Source organism: Dyella japonica A8, assembly GCF_000725385.1.
Classification (GTDB): Bacteria; Pseudomonadota; Gammaproteobacteria; order Xanthomonadales; family Rhodanobacteraceae; genus Dyella; species Dyella japonica_C.
In genome coordinates this window covers 1,754,194-1,768,481 of the sequence record NZ_CP008884.1, presented here as the reverse complement: position 1 = coordinate 1,768,481, position 14,288 = coordinate 1,754,194, and the positions used below count along the sequence as shown (strand labels likewise).

At 66.1% G+C, this 14,288-nt stretch carries 8 protein-coding genes; 6 read left to right on the top strand and 2 right to left on the bottom strand.

Annotation, left to right across the window (positions count from 1 at the left end; translation table 11 throughout):
- Window positions 1-10 precede the first annotated feature (10 nt).
- Together HY57_RS07240 and HY57_RS07235 are read right to left on the bottom strand one after the other, a co-directional pair.
- A complete protein-coding gene (locus tag HY57_RS07240) occupies window positions 11-2,629 on the bottom strand; it encodes a bifunctional aspartate kinase/diaminopimelate decarboxylase (RefSeq protein WP_268746184.1) in 2,619 nt (872 codons plus the stop codon).
- Between the two features lie 323 nt (window positions 2,630-2,952).
- Window positions 2,953-4,467: a fumarate hydratase gene (locus HY57_RS07235; RefSeq protein WP_019464249.1), complete on the bottom strand. Its 1,515-nt coding sequence runs from the start codon at window positions 4,465-4,467 to the stop codon at window positions 2,953-2,955.
- Between the two features lie 420 nt (window positions 4,468-4,887).
- On the opposite strand from HY57_RS07235, the gene HY57_RS07230 reads away from it, so the two are divergent.
- From HY57_RS07230 to HY57_RS07205, 6 genes are all read left to right on the top strand, one after another.
- Complete coding sequence (locus HY57_RS07230; RefSeq protein WP_019464248.1) at window positions 4,888-6,822, top strand: S53 family peptidase; 1,935 nt, start codon at window positions 4,888-4,890, stop codon at window positions 6,820-6,822.
- Between the two features lie 136 nt (window positions 6,823-6,958).
- Window positions 6,959-8,284 carry an APC family permease gene (locus HY57_RS07225; RefSeq protein ID WP_050997869.1) on the top strand — a complete coding sequence of 442 codons (1,326 nt, stop codon included), beginning with the start codon at window positions 6,959-6,961 and terminating at the stop codon, window positions 8,282-8,284.
- A gap of 51 nt (window positions 8,285-8,335) precedes the next feature.
- Complete coding sequence (locus tag HY57_RS07220; RefSeq protein ID WP_019464246.1) at window positions 8,336-8,866, top strand: (2Fe-2S)-binding protein; 531 nt, start codon at window positions 8,336-8,338, stop codon at window positions 8,864-8,866.
- Window positions 8,863-11,127: a xanthine dehydrogenase family protein molybdopterin-binding subunit gene (locus HY57_RS07215; protein ID WP_019464245.1), complete on the top strand. Its 2,265-nt coding sequence runs from the start codon at window positions 8,863-8,865 to the stop codon at window positions 11,125-11,127. Before HY57_RS07220 ends, HY57_RS07215 begins: the two co-directional genes overlap by 4 nt.
- 221 nt (window positions 11,128-11,348) lie before the next feature.
- The gene (locus HY57_RS07210) at window positions 11,349-13,592 is read left to right on the top strand and encodes a patatin-like phospholipase family protein (protein WP_081500585.1); all 2,244 of its coding nucleotides are present in this window, start codon (window positions 11,349-11,351) and stop codon (window positions 13,590-13,592) included.
- Between the two features lie 109 nt (window positions 13,593-13,701).
- Complete coding sequence (locus HY57_RS07205; protein WP_019464243.1) at window positions 13,702-14,283, top strand: hypothetical protein; 582 nt, start codon at window positions 13,702-13,704, stop codon at window positions 14,281-14,283.
- Window positions 14,284-14,288 lie beyond the last annotated feature (5 nt).

The window sequence follows — 14,288 nt, the reverse complement described above, 5'->3', positions numbered from 1 at the left end:
CAAGCAAGCTTTACTCCAGGATGATCTCTTCCGCCTCATCCCGCAGGTTGTACGGCGAGGACATCACCTTCCCATACGCACCCGCCTGGGCGACCAGCATGACATCGCCTTCCTGCGGCTCCGGCAGGCGCCGGTCGGTGCCGAGCACGTCGCCGCTTTCGCAGATCGGGCCGACCACCTGGAACAAGGCCGTGGCCGGCTCGTCCAGCCGCGTGAGGTTCACGATCTCGTGCCAGGCCTCGTACAGCGCCGGCCGGATCAGGCTGTTCATGCCCGTATCCACGCCCAGGTAGCGGATCTGGCCGTTGCCCTTGCCCTTGGTCTGCGTGACCTTGGTGATCAGCACGCCGGCATCGGCCACCAGATAGCGGCCCGGTTCCATCCACAGCTTGTAGTGCGGATAGGCCGCCTTCACCTCGCGCAGCACCTTGTCGAGCGCGGCGATATCCAGCCGCGCCTCGCCCGGATGCGAGGGCACGCCGAGGCCGCCGCCGATATCCAGGAAGGTCACGCTGCCGATACGCTCGGCAAGGCTGGCGAGCTGGCCGTACACCTCGCCCCAGTGGCTATCGTCAAGGATGCCCGAGCCAAGGTGGGCATGCAGGCCCCGCACCGTCACGCCATGCGTGTCGGCAAGGCGCAGGAACGTATCCAGCTGCTCCACCGGCAGGCCAAACTTGCTGCCGCTGCCGCCCGTGCGCACCTTCTCGTGGTGGCCCAGGCCGCGACCGAGGTCGAGGCGCAGCACCACTTCCTTGCCGCGGAACAGCTCGCCCCAGTTTTCCAGCTGGTACAGCGAATCCAGCGAGATCGTGGCGCGTGTGCTCAGGCCCCACTCGTAGTCTTCGCGCGGCGCGAAGTTGGGGGTGAACAGCAATGGCGCGGATTCCGGCACCACCGCCATCACGGCCTTCAGCTCGCCCGGCGAAACACACTCGAAACCGAACCCTTCCTCGGCCAGCGCCTTGAGGATGGCCGGATGCGTATTGGCCTTCACCGCGTAATGCAGGCGATCCACCGCCGCCAGCGATTTCAGCTCGCGGGCCTGCTGGCGCACGGTGGGCAGGTGGTAGACGTAACGCGGCGTGGCGCCTTCGCCGATCTTCAGCAGATCCGCGCGACGCTCTTCGCGCCACCACGACGCGGCGGGAGGAAGCACTTCACCCGTGCCGTACAGCGCCTGCCAGCTCGGACCGAACAGCGCGCTGTCGTCGGTGCGCAAGGCGCCCGCCGTGATCAGCAGCTCGTGCAGGTGCGGCAGCAGGTCGTCGACGACGTTCTCATCCACCACGAAGGTGAGATTCAAGTTGTTGGACGACTGCGAAATCATGTGCACGCGGATCTGGCCGAACTCGGCGAGCACGGTGGACAGCGTGTGCAGCATCGAACGCATACCGCGACCGACCAGCGTGATCGCCGCGCACGGCGCGATCACCTTCACGCGGCACACCTTGGCCAGGTCGCTGGCCAGCGCGGCGAGCGCATCGGAGTCGAGCAGGTTTTCGGTGGGGTCCAGCGACACCGTCACGTTGGTCTCGGCCGAGCCGATCATGTCCACCGACAGGCCGTGCTGCTTGAACTGCGCGAACACGTCGGCGAGGAAGCCGACCTGCTGCCACATGCCCACCGATTCCATCGACACCAGGGTGATGCCCTTGCGTGCGCTGATGGCTTTGACGCTGGGGGCGTGCTCGCGCACTTCCGGGCCGATCAGCGTGCCTTCCAGCTCGGGCCGGTTGGTGTCCTTGATCAGCAGCGGCACGCGCGGCTCGCGCAGTGGCGAAAGGCAGCGCGGATGCAGCACCTTGGCGCCGGTGGAGGCGATTTCCTGGGCCTCTTCGTAATCCAGTCGCTGCAGCAGGCGTGCACTGGGCACCTGACGCGGGTTGGCGGTGAACATGCCCGCCACGTCCGTCCAGATTTCCACGCGCTGTGCCTTCAGCAACGCACCGAAGTACGACGCGGAGGTATCCGAACCACCACGACCGAGCAGCACGGTGCGACCCTGCGATTCACGCGCGATGAAGCCCTGCGTGATGAACACGTCGCCAAGCTCCGCAAGGCGCGCGTTCAGCGCCGGATCCGGCTTGGCCTCGACCATCGCCGAGAGCAGCTTGGTGCGCTCGTTCTGGTTGGGCAGCGCAATGGCCGAGAGGCAATCGCGCGCGTCCACCCACTGCGTGTTCAGTCCGCTGTGGGTGAGGAACGCCGCGCCCAGCGCGCTGGACATCAGCTCGCCATGCGCCTGCACCAGTGCCGCCCACGCGAGCTCGCCCAGCTGCGACGGGCCGTCTTCGGCCAGTTGCGCGAGTTCGGTGAGTCGGGCGTCGAGGGTGTCCGGAACCGCCAGCTGCATGTGATCGAGCAGGTCGTAATGACGCTGTGCGATCGCCTTGGCAGCCTCGATGCGTTTGCCCTTGTCTTCCTGCGCGCACATTTGTTTGAGTGCGTCGGTGATGCCGGTGAGCGCGGACACGACCACCAGCACGCGGGCGCCTTCGGCGCGGCGGCTGGCAACGAGCTCACGGATGTTCTGCCAGCGCGGCAGGGTAGCGACACTGGTGCCGCCAAACTTCATCACGATCCAGGGTGCGTCAGCAGGAAGCGACGCCGGGCTTTGCGGGTTCACAGGTACCTTCGTGGGTGGTTGGGGAAAACAATTCTGTCAGTGTTGCGCCGCAGCAGGTGGATTGCAACCCGTGGGCGCGGCGGGCGTTTGGATGGCTAAATGCGGGGGAGTATGGAAACCTGGCTTGGCGATCCGGATTGAGTCTCTCGAAAAGAGCATTGAGACACAGGAACCAACCTAGCCCGAACGTTTCATAAGCACCGTCATTCCCGCGAACCCCGAAAGGGGGGCGAGAGCGGGAATCCAGTGCCTTTGCAGGCTTTTCGCGAGCCCCCTCACCCTGCCCCCTCTCCCGGAAAGGAGAGGGAGAGATCGGTGTGCCGTTACGCCACCACCACAGGGATTTTGCCAATCCGGGCCTGCCATTCTTTCGGGCCGGTCTGGTGCACGGAGGTACCGGCCGAATCGACGGCCACGGTCACCGGCATGTCCTTCACTTCGAACTCGTAGATCGCTTCCATGCCCAGGTCGGCAAAGCCCACCACGCGGCTGGCCTTGATCGCCTTGGACACCAGGTAGGCGGCGCCACCCACGGCCATCAGGTACACCGACTGGTGCTTCTTGATCGCCTCGATGGCGGCTGGGCCGCGCTCGGCCTTGCCGACCATGCCCAGCAGGCCGGTCTGCGCCAGCACCTGCTCGGTGAACTTGTCCATGCGGGTGGCGGTGGTCGGGCCGGCTGGGCCCACCACTTCGTCGCGCACCGGGTCGACCGGGCCCACGTAGTAGATGAAGCGATTCTTGAAATCGACCGGCAGCGGCTCACCCTTGTTGAGCATGTCGACCATGCGCTTGTGCGCGGCGTCGCGGCCGGTGAGCAGTTTGCCGTTGAGCAGCAGCACTTCGCCCGGCTTCCAGCTCGCCACTTCCTCGCGGGTGACAGTGTCGAGGTTCACGCGACGGCCCTTGCTGGCGTCGTAGGTGAGCTTGGGCCAGTGCTCCAGCGACGGCGGATCGAGCGCGACCGGGCCGGAACCGTCCAGCGTGAAGTGGGCATGGCGGGTGGCGGCGCAGTTGGGGATCATCGCCACCGGCAGGTTGGCCGCGTGGGTCGGGTAATCCTTAACCTTGATGTCGAGCACGGTGGTCAGGCCACCCAGGCCCTGCGCGCCGATGCCGAGCGCGTTGACCTTCTCGTACAACTCGATGCGCAGTTCTTCGGCGCGGTTCTGCGGGCCACGGGCAATCAGCTCCTGGATGTCGATGTGTTCCATCAACGATTCCTTGGCCAACAGCATCGCCTTCTCGGCGGTACCGCCGATGCCGATGCCCAGCATGCCCGGCGGGCACCAGCCGGCGCCCATGGTCGGCACGGTCTTGAGCACCCAGTCCACGATGGAGTCGGACGGGTTGAGCATGGCGAACTTGGACTTGGCTTCCGAACCGCCACCCTTCGCGGCGACGATCACCTCGACGGTGTCGCCCGGCACGATGGACATGTTGATGACTGCCGGCGTGTTGTCCTTGGTGTTGCTGCGCTTGCCAGCCGGGTCGGCCAGCACGCTGGCGCGCAGCTTGTTGTCCGGATCGTTATAGGCGCGGCGAACGCCCTCGTTGACCATGTCTTCCAGCGACAGGGTGGCGTCCCAGCGCACGTTCATGCCGACCTTGAGGAAGACGGTGACGATGCCGGTGTCCTGGCACAGCGGGCGATGGCCTTCGGCAGCCATGCGCGAGTTGATCAGGATCTGCGCCATCGCGTCTTTCGCGGCCGGCGACTCCTCGCGCTCATAGGCGGCAGCGAGATTGGTGATGTAGTCGACGGGGTGGTAGTAACTGATGTACTGCAGGGCGTCGGCGACGGACTGGATCAGATCGTCTTGCTTGATGGTGGTCATGGCGGTGGCTTCGACTCCGGGGAATACAAGCGTCGACAACGGGACCGTGGGCGACGCACAACCCTCCTATTGTGCCGCAAACGGGCTGCCGGCCTGAAAACCCCCGACAACTCGTTCTTTTCATGGGCAAAAGCCTGGAAAGCAGGCTTCGTGTAGGTCAGAGGTTGTAGGCGCAACAACTTGCGCAAGCAAATGCAGGCCGGGCACCGATTCGCAATATGTTGCGCCAAAACAGCCACTTCCAGATTCCTGCACACACGGCTAGCGTCACCACACCAGCGCGTGAAGGTGTCCAGGGGGACGGGCTGGCTGTTTGGGGAGTGCGAATACGTCCGTCCTAGGTCCTGCCGAAAGGCGTGCCGGCGCGAAGGCGCGCGGCCGTCAGCCGGCATGGGTCTTATCCACCCTGGAGAACCACACATGCTTTCGACGTTGCATCGCAAGTCGCTCGCGGCCTCTCTCGCCATGCTGCTCACCTCCGCCGCTGCCACCTCCATGGCGGCGGACGTCAAACCGGCCGTCGATACGGGAACAGCCAACAACTCGCAGGTCGTCAATGTCACGCTGGTCCTGCGGCTGCACAACCAGGAGCAGCTGGAGGACTACATCCAGCAGACGGTCACGCCCGGCAGTCCCCACTATCGCCAGTTTCTTTCCACCAGCGAATTCGCCAGCAGGTACGGCGCCACCGACGCCGAGCTGGCCCAGGTGCAGAACTTCCTCCGGCAGAACGGCCTGAGCGGCAGCGTGCTGGCCAACCATATGGCCATCCGTACCAGCGGCACGCTGGCGCAGTTCAGCGCGGCCTTCCAGACGCCCATCCACTCCTTTACGTCGAAGGACACCGGCCGCTCCTTCCATCGGCCGACGCAGCCGCTGATCCTGCCAGCGCAACTGACCAACACGCTGCTGCTCGTTTCCGGCCTCAGCAATGAACACAAATACCTGTCCCATGTCATGAAGTCGGTGGAAAACAAGCCAGTGACGGCGGTGGGCGCAAAGGCGCTTGCCCGCAGCACGCTCAGCGCGCCGGCGAGCAAGGGCGGCAACTCCACCGCCACGGGCGTGCCGGGCGAGTTCACCGTGGGTGACGTGGCCAACATGTACAACATCAACCCGCTGTATGCGCGTGGCGTCAATGGCCAGGGCTCGACCATCGCTATCGTGACCTTGTCCAATTTCTATCCGGACGATGCGCAGACCTACTGGAACGACATCGGCCTGATCACCAAGCCCAACCGCATCACACAAGTCCATGTGGATGGCGGCGGCGCGATTGATGCGGGCAGCGGCGAAACCTCGCTGGACGTCGAGCAGTCCGGTGGCGTCGCTCCGTTCGCGGACATCCTGGTGTACGACGCGCCCAATGCCGGCACCGGTTTCACTGACGCGTTCATGCAGGCCGTGGTGGACAACAAGGCTGACGCCATTTCCACCAGCTGGGGCCTGCCGGAAATTTTCAACTTCGCCGCGCTCAACGTCGCCGGTGCGAGCAACACCGACACCACCGACGCAGGCGATCTGCAGACCTTCCACCAGATCTTGCTGGAAGCGGCCGTGCAGGGACAATCCACCTTTGCCGCCAGCGCCGACTCGGGTGCGTATGACACCGTGCGCGGACTTGGCGCCGGCACCGCGCCTGGAACCTTCAACGCGCCGCTCACCGTCGATTCGCCGGCGTCGGACCCGTACATCACGGCGGCCGGCGGCACCACCGTGCCCTTCAGTTCCCACTTCGGCAGCGGTCCGGTGCAGTCGATCACCAAGGAACGCGTCTGGGGTTGGGACTACATCCAGAACTACTTCGACACGTACATCGGCAAAGGCGTGATCGATGTGTTCTCGGTGGGCGGCGGCGGTGGCGTCAGCGTGTACTGGCAGACGCCGGTGTACCAGTGGTTCACCAACGGTATCCGTCGCAGCGAGAAGAAGCAGACGCTGTCATTCAATGATCCCGCCGCGGGCGAAACCACGTTGCTGGTGTTGCCGGGCAATTTCCAGGGACGCAACGTGCCGGACGTCGCGCTCAACGCGGACCCGGAAACGGGATACCTGATGGTCTCCACGGTCGATGGCGGACTCGTTGCCGGCCATGGCGGCACCAGTTTCGTGGCGCCGCAGCTCAACGGCATCGCCGCGCTGCTGACCCAGAGCACGGGCCATCGCGTGGGCTTCTTGAACCCGCAGATGTACTTCCTGCAGAACGTCTTCGGCTACGGGAAGTATTCGAGCTTCAACGATATCCGCGACGGCGACAACTGGTACTACAACGGCAAGCCGGGGTATGACCGGGGTACCGGCCTGGGCACGCTCAACGTGACCAATCTGGATCTGTTCCTGCGCTCAGGCTTCTGATGAGGCCCTAGCCTCGGCACGGCTGGCCGGCGGGCTCCCCGCCGGCCAGCACGTCGCCCTCGCCATTGCGGAGCGGCGCTTGCCGCAGGGCGCCGCAGCCGCCATGCTCACCGCAATTTCCCGCAGCGGCGCATCCATGAGCGACACCTCCACTTCCAGCGGCTACGTCCGTCGCCTCCGCCCGTGGGACGCGGCCCTGATCGTGGTCGGCGGGTTGATTGGCGGCGGCATCTTCCTCAATCCTTATATCGCCGCCGGGCGTACGGAATCAGGGATGGCGCTGCTGCTGGTGTGGGTTGGCGCCGGCATACTGACCCTCATTGGCGCGCTGTGCTATGCCGAACTGGGCGCCCGCCGCCCGCATGCCGGCGGCAGCTACGTCTATCTGCGCGATGCCTTCGGGCCACTGGCCGGGTTCCTGTTCGGCTGGACCATGCTGCTGGTGATCTATTCGGGGTCCAGCGCTGCGGTGGCCACCATCTTCGCCAGCTATGCCGCCGCGGTGTTCGGCTTGCCGACCGCCATGATCACGCCGCTGGCAGCCGGCGCCCTGGCTTTTGTGGCGCTGATCAACCTGTTCGGGCTGAAGCTGGGCGCGCAGGTGCACAACCTGTTCACCCTGCTGAAGCTACTCGCCGTGGCGGTGCTGGTGGTGTGCGGCCTGTTCCTCGCCGGTGCCGGCGGGAAGGATGTACTGGCCCCCGACCCGGCCTTCGCCGACGTGGGCTTCATGGGTGCGGCGCTGCCGGTGCTGTTCGCCTACTCCGGTTTCACCTACCTCAACAATCTCGCGGGTGAAGTGGCCGAGCCTCAGCGCACCCTGCCCCGCGCACTGTTTATCGGCATGGTGCTGGTGATCGCCGCCTATGCCCTGGTGAACCTCGCTTACCTCGCCGTGCTCGGGCACAACGGCCTTGCCGCCAGCCACACCCCGGCGGCCGATGTGATGCAGCGCGTGTTCGGCAGCGCGGGCGCCAAGGTCATGGCCATCGGCATCGCCATTTCCACGCTGGGCTTCTGCAACATCACCTTGGTATCGGGTGCGCGCGTGCTGCAGGTGATGGGCAACGACGGCCTGTTCTTCCGCAGCGTGGCACGCCTGCACCCGGTGCACCGCACGCCCAATGTCGCCCTGCTGCTGCTCTCGGGCTGGGCCATTGTGCTGGTGCTGTCCGGCAGCTACGGCCAGCTGCTCGATTACGCCACCTTCGGCGACTGGCTCGCCTGCGCCGTGGGCGTGGCCACGCTGTTCTGGTACCGCCGCCGCGAGGGCGACCAGGCCAGTTTCCGCGTGCCCGGCTACCCGGTGCTGCCGCTGATCTTCATCGGCACGGTGGGCCTGGTGGTGGTGCAGAGCTTGCAGGCCAGCCCCAAGAACACGGGTATCGGCCTGCTGATCATGGCCGCGGGCGTCCCGGTCTACCTGGTGTGGCGACGCCTGTTCAGCCGGGTCACCTCCTAAGAACCGCGCTGCAATGCCACAATGAGCGGATTCCCAAGGAGCCCCGAACCGATGGCGAACGCGCAGGACCAGATGCCGACACCCGGTACAAGCAACACCATCGTGCCCGAGAAGGTGCGCGAGGGAGTCGACCTGGAGATCAACGGCAAGAGCTATCGCCACTCCGGTGACGACCAGATGCCCCTGCTGTGGTATCTGCGCGACGTGCTGCGCCTGACGGGCACCAAGTACAGCGGCGAGCACGGCGAAGGCGGCTACGACCTGGTGCTGGTCGACGGCAAGCTCGCCTCGGCTACGCATCTTCCGGTCGCCAAACTCGCCGGCAAGAAGGTCACCACGGTGGAAGGGCTCGCCGCGACGGACGGCAAGCTGCATCCGCTGCAGCAGGCGTTCGTCGATGAAGACGCCATCGGCTGCGGCTACTGCACGCCCGGCTGGCTGATGGCTTCGCTGGACCTGCTCAATCGCCATCCGCAGCCCAGTGACAACGACATCGACCAGTTGCCCAACCTGTGCCGCTGCGGCTGCCAGACCCGCGTGCGTCGCGCCATCAAGCGCGTTGCCAAGGGAGCCCACGCATGAGCCACACCAACGACAACGCCATCGCGCTTTCGCGTCGCGGCTTCCTCAAGGTGCTCGCGGGCGCGGCTGGCGCGCTGGTCGTGGGCATTCCGTTCGCGCAAGCCGTGGACGCGCCGGTCCCTCCCGCCTTGCTCGGCGACACGCTGTATGGCCTGGGTGCGTACGTGCGCATCGACGCCGACGGTCATGTCGTCATCGGCATCCGCGATCCGGACACCGGCACCGGCACGTCCACCTCGCTGGCTCGCATCATCGCCGACGAGCTGGACGCCGACTGGACGCGCGTGAGCACGGTGTCGCTTGGCCTGGGCGTGGAAGACGACAACGGCAAACCGCGCTGGGTCTACGGTCACCAGACCAGCGGCCTGGGCAATTCCATTCCCGCAGCGTGGGCCGACCTGCGCGGCGCCGGCGCGCTGGCGCGCTGGCTGCTCCTGCAGGCCGCGGCACGCCGTCTCGGCGTGCCGGCGGACCGCCTGCACTGCCAGGAAGGCAACGTGGTCGCTCCGGACGGTCGCCGCCTGGGCTACGGCGAACTCGCCGAAGCCGCCGCCAAGATCGCACCGCCCGATGCGCCCGTGCCGCCCAAGACGCCGGATCGCTACACGCTGATCGGCCAGCCGGCCGGCGACGTCGACGCGCGCGCCATCGTGACCGGCCAGGCCACCCATGCGCTCGACACCTACATGGCGGACGCGCTGATCGCCGTGCTCTCGCATTGCCCGTGGCCCGATGGCAGCGTGGAAAGCCTGGACACCAGCGAAGCGCTCGCGGTGAAGGGCGTGGTCAAGGTGGTGCAGGTCAAGCCGGAAGCCGGCGTCCCGCTCGGCCAGACCGTGCGCTCGCCCGCCGTGGCGGTGTTGGCCGAAAACACCTGGGCGGCCCTGCAAGGCCGCGCCAAGCTGAAGCTGCAGTGGAAGGCCGGTGCGCAGAATGAAAGCAGCGCCTGGTTCGAACAGCAGGCCGCCGACCTCGTCAACGACAAGAACGCCCAGCCCGCCGCGCGCGTGCGCAACGACGGCGACGTCGATGCCGCCGCCAAGAAGGCCGCGCATCGCCTCGAGGCCACTTACGTGCAGCCCTGGCTGGCCCATGCCACCGCCGAGCCGATGAACTGCGTGGCGAAGGTCGACAAGGACGGCGCCGTGCTGGTCGTGCCCACGCAGGCGCCGCAGCAGGCGTGGAAGGTCGTGCAGCGCCTGACCGGCCTGTCGCCCGCCCAGATCGAGATCCGCGTGCCCCGCGTTGGCGGTGGCTACGGCCGCCGGCTGGACCACGACTATGTCGCCGAAGCCGTCATGCTGGCCAAGGCCGTGGAAAAGCCGGTCAAGCTGATGTGGACGCGCGACGAGGACCTCACGCAGGACTACTACCGCTCTGCCACCGTGCACAAGTTCAGCGCCGCGCTGGACGGCAAGCGCCAGATCGTCAGCTGGAACCAGCGCATGGCCAGTGCCTCGGCGCTGGCGCAGCGTGGCCTGCCGGACAACCAGCTGTGGACGTCCGAAGTCGACGCGCACCAGCTTCCCGCGGGCCTCGTGCCGCATTTGCGCAACGACTGGTACTCCCTGCCCTCCGCCATGCTGCGCGGACCCTCGCGTGGCATGCCGCATGTCAGCAATGCCTTCGCGGTGGAAAGCTTCGTCGACGAAATCGCCCATTCGCTCAAGGAAGACCCGCTGGTGACGCGGCTGCGCCTGATCGGCGAGGCACGCATGATTCCGCTCGGCGACGGACGCACGCTGGACACGGGCCGCCTGATCAATGTGCTCAAGCTGGTCGCCGATCGCATCGAGTGGAAGAACTGGCTGCGCACCGTCAACGGCTTGGGCATCGCCTGCTGGCACATCGATGGCGCCTATGTGGCACACGCCATCGAAACCTCCCTGCAGGGCGACCGGCTCAACATCGAACGCGTGGTGTGCGCGGTGGACGTTGGCCGTGCGGTGAATCCGATGGGTCTTGAAGGCCAGGTGGCCGGCGCCACGCTCGACGCACTGTCCGCCGCACTGAACCTGTCCATCAGCTACAAGGACAGCCAGGTCCAGCAGCACAGCTGGAAGGACTATCCGCTGGCCAGCATGGCGTTGCTGCCGGACACCACCGAAGTGATCATCGTCCCCGGCGACCGCGATCCCACGGGCGCGAGCTTCCTCGGCATGCCTAGCGCCGCACCGGCGCTGGCCAACGCGGTGTTCCGCGTGAGCGCGGTGCGCGTGCGCCGCCTGCCGCTGCTCAAGGAAATGCTGCGCATGCTGTAACGAACGGGCGGGATCGCTTCGATCCCGCTTCGTTTTTCCGGCCTCCCGCAACGGTGTGAGGCCGATGACCCTCCAGACAGCTTGGTGAGCAGGCTGTGTGTATGCAGCGTGCGCGCGCTGGCTTGAGTAATTTCACCGACGCAAAAACCTGCTTTCTGCCTTACGATGCGGAAACGACGGCGTCACTCGCGTAACGTCGTTTTTCTACACGAGGGATAGTGATGCGTTGCCGGTTAGCGTGGATCGTGATGCTGTGCCTGTGTGCGGTCACGCCTGCCATCGGGCAGCCGGCACCCGCTCCATCACCGGATCGATGCATTGGCCTCGTGCTTGGCGGCGGCGGCGCGCGAGGCGCCGCGCATATCGGTGTACTCGAAGTGCTCGAGCGCGAGCACATCCCCGTCTGCCGCATCTCCGGCACCAGCATGGGCTCCATCGTCGGCGGCCTCTACGCGGCGGGCTACACGCCGCAGGAGATGCACGACATCATCACCACGCTGGACTGGAACGACCTGTTCACCGACAACCCGGCGCGCGGCGAACTGCCCATGCGCCGCAAGGATGCCGACTACCGGTATCTCCTCGATTTCGAGGTGGGCTACAAGAACGGCCGCATCATCACGCCGGCGGGCGTGGTGCAGGGCCAGAAGCTGCTGTTGCTGTTGCGTCGCCTGCTGCTGTCGACGTGGAACGTGCACGACTTCGATCAACTGTCGATTCCGTTCCGGGCCGTGGCCACGGACATCGTGGCCGGCAAGCCGGCGGTGTTCGGGTCCGGCGACCTTGCGCTGTCGATCCGCTCCAGCATGTCCGTGCCGGGCGCCTTCGCGCCCACCAACATCGACGACCAGCTGCTGGTCGACGGTGGCCTGATGGACAACGTACCCATCGACGTCGCGCGCGGCATGGGTGCCACGCAGCTGATCGTGGTCAACGTGGGCTCGCCGCTGCTGAAACGCGATGAGTTGAGCAATCCCGTCGCCGTGCTCAACCAGATGGTCAGCGCGTTGATGGAGGAAAAGACGCAGCGTCAGCTGGACACCCTGGGCCCGAACGACATCCTGATCACGCCGGCGCTCGGCACCATGAGCGCGGCCGAATTCAATCGCGGCGCCGAGGCCATCGCCATCGGCCACGCCGCGGCGGAAGCCGCCCTGCCCCGTCTGCGCGCCCTGTCCGTGGGCCCGGAGGAATGGTCGCGATTCATCGCGCAGCATCGCCAACGCGACTTCGACCCGGGCCTGGTCGCCTTCCTGAAAGTGGATGCCACGCATACCGACACGGCCAAGTACGTGGACGAGCGGCTCGCCAAGGACGTGGGCCAGCCGTTCGATCCCAAGAAGCTGGAGAGCCAGATCGGCAGCATCTATGGGCGCGGCAACTACCAGCAGATCGACTACCGCCTGCAGCAGGACGGCAACGATCGCGGACTGCTGATCATTCCACGCGACAAGCCATGGGGACCGTTGTACGGCAAGCTCGGCTTCGAGCTGGACGACGACTTCCAGGGTCGCAGCGAATACCTGATTTCGACGGAAATCACCGCGACCAACCTCAACCACCTGGGTGCCGAGTGGCGCAACACCTTGTGGGCGGGCCGCATCGGAGGCCTGGCCACGGAGTTCTACCAGCCGTTCTGGCAAGGTGCCGGCGGTTACGTGATGCCTTATGCCTTGCTGCGCAACGAGGACTATCCCGTCTTTACCAGCAACGGCGAGCAGCAGCTGGCCGAATACCGCATCAAGCGCCGGTACCTGGGCCTGGAGACGGGCTGGTCACCTTCGACCTATTGGCGCGTGCTCGCCGCCTTCCAGCGCGGCCGCGACAGCGGTGACCTGCGCATCGGCAGCCCGGTCGTTTTCCCGGCCAGCCAGGCCGCGGACTATGCGATGACCAAGCTCGGCCTGAACTGGGACAGCCTCGACAACGCGCAATTTCCCTCGCATGGGCTCCGCACCGACCTCGACTACGAGTGGTACCGCCCATGGCTGGGTGGCAAGGTCAACGCCGACCTGGTCAAGTTCAGCGCCGACTGGGTGCCCGACTTCGGCATGGCCGACAGCCGCTATCACCTGCTGCTTGGGGTGCGTGCCGCCAGCGCCCTCAACAACGAGAATTTCTTCGAGACCCAGAGCTTCCTGGGCGGGTTCCTCAATCTGTCCGGCTACCCCGAGCGCTCCTTGAACGGCAACCAGGCCTTCCTGGGACGCGCCGTCCTGTACCGCCGCACCGGCAGGATGGACGCGCTGTTCTCCACGCCCATCTACATCGGCACCAGCCTGGAAGCGGGCAATACCTGGCAAAGCCGGGAGCAGGTGCGCCTCGATTCGCTGATCTACGCCGGCAGCCTGTTCCTTGGCGTCCAGACGCCGCTGGGCCCGTTGTTCCTTGGCTACGGGTACGCGCAAGGCGGCCACAACTCGATCTACCTGACCTTCGGCTCCCTGTTGCGGCCAACGCCCTGACGCCACGGCGTGACCGACGGCGGCTATCGCGAACTCTCCACGATGGCCGCCGCACAATCCGCCTGCCGCCTGCCCGCCGGGGTGGGCCTGACATCAGGGAGCCGTCGCCATGAAAGCGTTGCGTCTGTTCGTCGTCGCCGCAGGTCTTGTGCTGGGCGCCTGCTCCAGCGTCAGCGTCACCAACCAGTGGCGCGATCCTTCGTGGCCGGGGCCGCCGGCCACCAACGTGGTCGTCGTGGGCATCTCGCGCAGCGACACGATGCGCCGCGTGTTCGAAGACACCTTCTCGCAGCAACTGCAGGCGGCAGGCGTGCAGGCCGCGCCCAGCTATACGCAGATTCCCGCCGGCACGACGGGTGCCATCGGGTTGCGTGACCTGGTGAAAAGCAGCGGCGCACAGGTCGTGCTGGTCACGCGTGTGGAACGCGTGCAACAGAAGTTCAGCGTGACACCGAGCGGTCCCGCGTACGGCGGTTTCTACGGCTGGTATGGCGGCGCGTGGGCGTCCACGCCCGATGTGCAGCAGTACGACGTAGTGACGCTGGAAACCAGCGTGTGGGATCCGCGTTCCGAGAAGCTCATCTGGACCGTGACCACCCAGGGCATCGGCCGCAGCGACATTCCCAAAGCGACGACCGAACTCGCTCAGACGCTGATTCCCAAGCTGAAGACCGACGGCATCCTGCGTTGATCACA

What these genes read in the sequence shown, in the direction of transcription:
- HY57_RS07230 (WP_019464248.1), top strand. Translation starts at nt 4,888, where the DNA reads ATGCTTTCGACGTTGCATCGCAAGTCGCTCGCGGCCTCTCTCGCCATG.
- HY57_RS07215 (WP_019464245.1), top strand. Translation starts at nt 8,863, where the DNA reads ATGAGCCACACCAACGACAACGCCATCGCGCTTTCGCGTCGCGGCTTC.
- HY57_RS07205 (WP_019464243.1), top strand. Translation starts at nt 13,702, where the DNA reads ATGAAAGCGTTGCGTCTGTTCGTCGTCGCCGCAGGTCTTGTGCTGGGC.
- HY57_RS07235 (WP_019464249.1), bottom strand. Translation starts at nt 4,467, where the DNA reads ATGACCACCATCAAGCAAGACGATCTGATCCAGTCCGTCGCCGACGCC.
- HY57_RS07220 (WP_019464246.1), top strand. Translation starts at nt 8,336, where the DNA reads ATGGCGAACGCGCAGGACCAGATGCCGACACCCGGTACAAGCAACACC.
- HY57_RS07210 (WP_081500585.1), top strand. Translation starts at nt 11,349, where the DNA reads ATGCGTTGCCGGTTAGCGTGGATCGTGATGCTGTGCCTGTGTGCGGTC.
- HY57_RS07225 (WP_050997869.1), top strand. Translation starts at nt 6,959, where the DNA reads ATGAGCGACACCTCCACTTCCAGCGGCTACGTCCGTCGCCTCCGCCCG.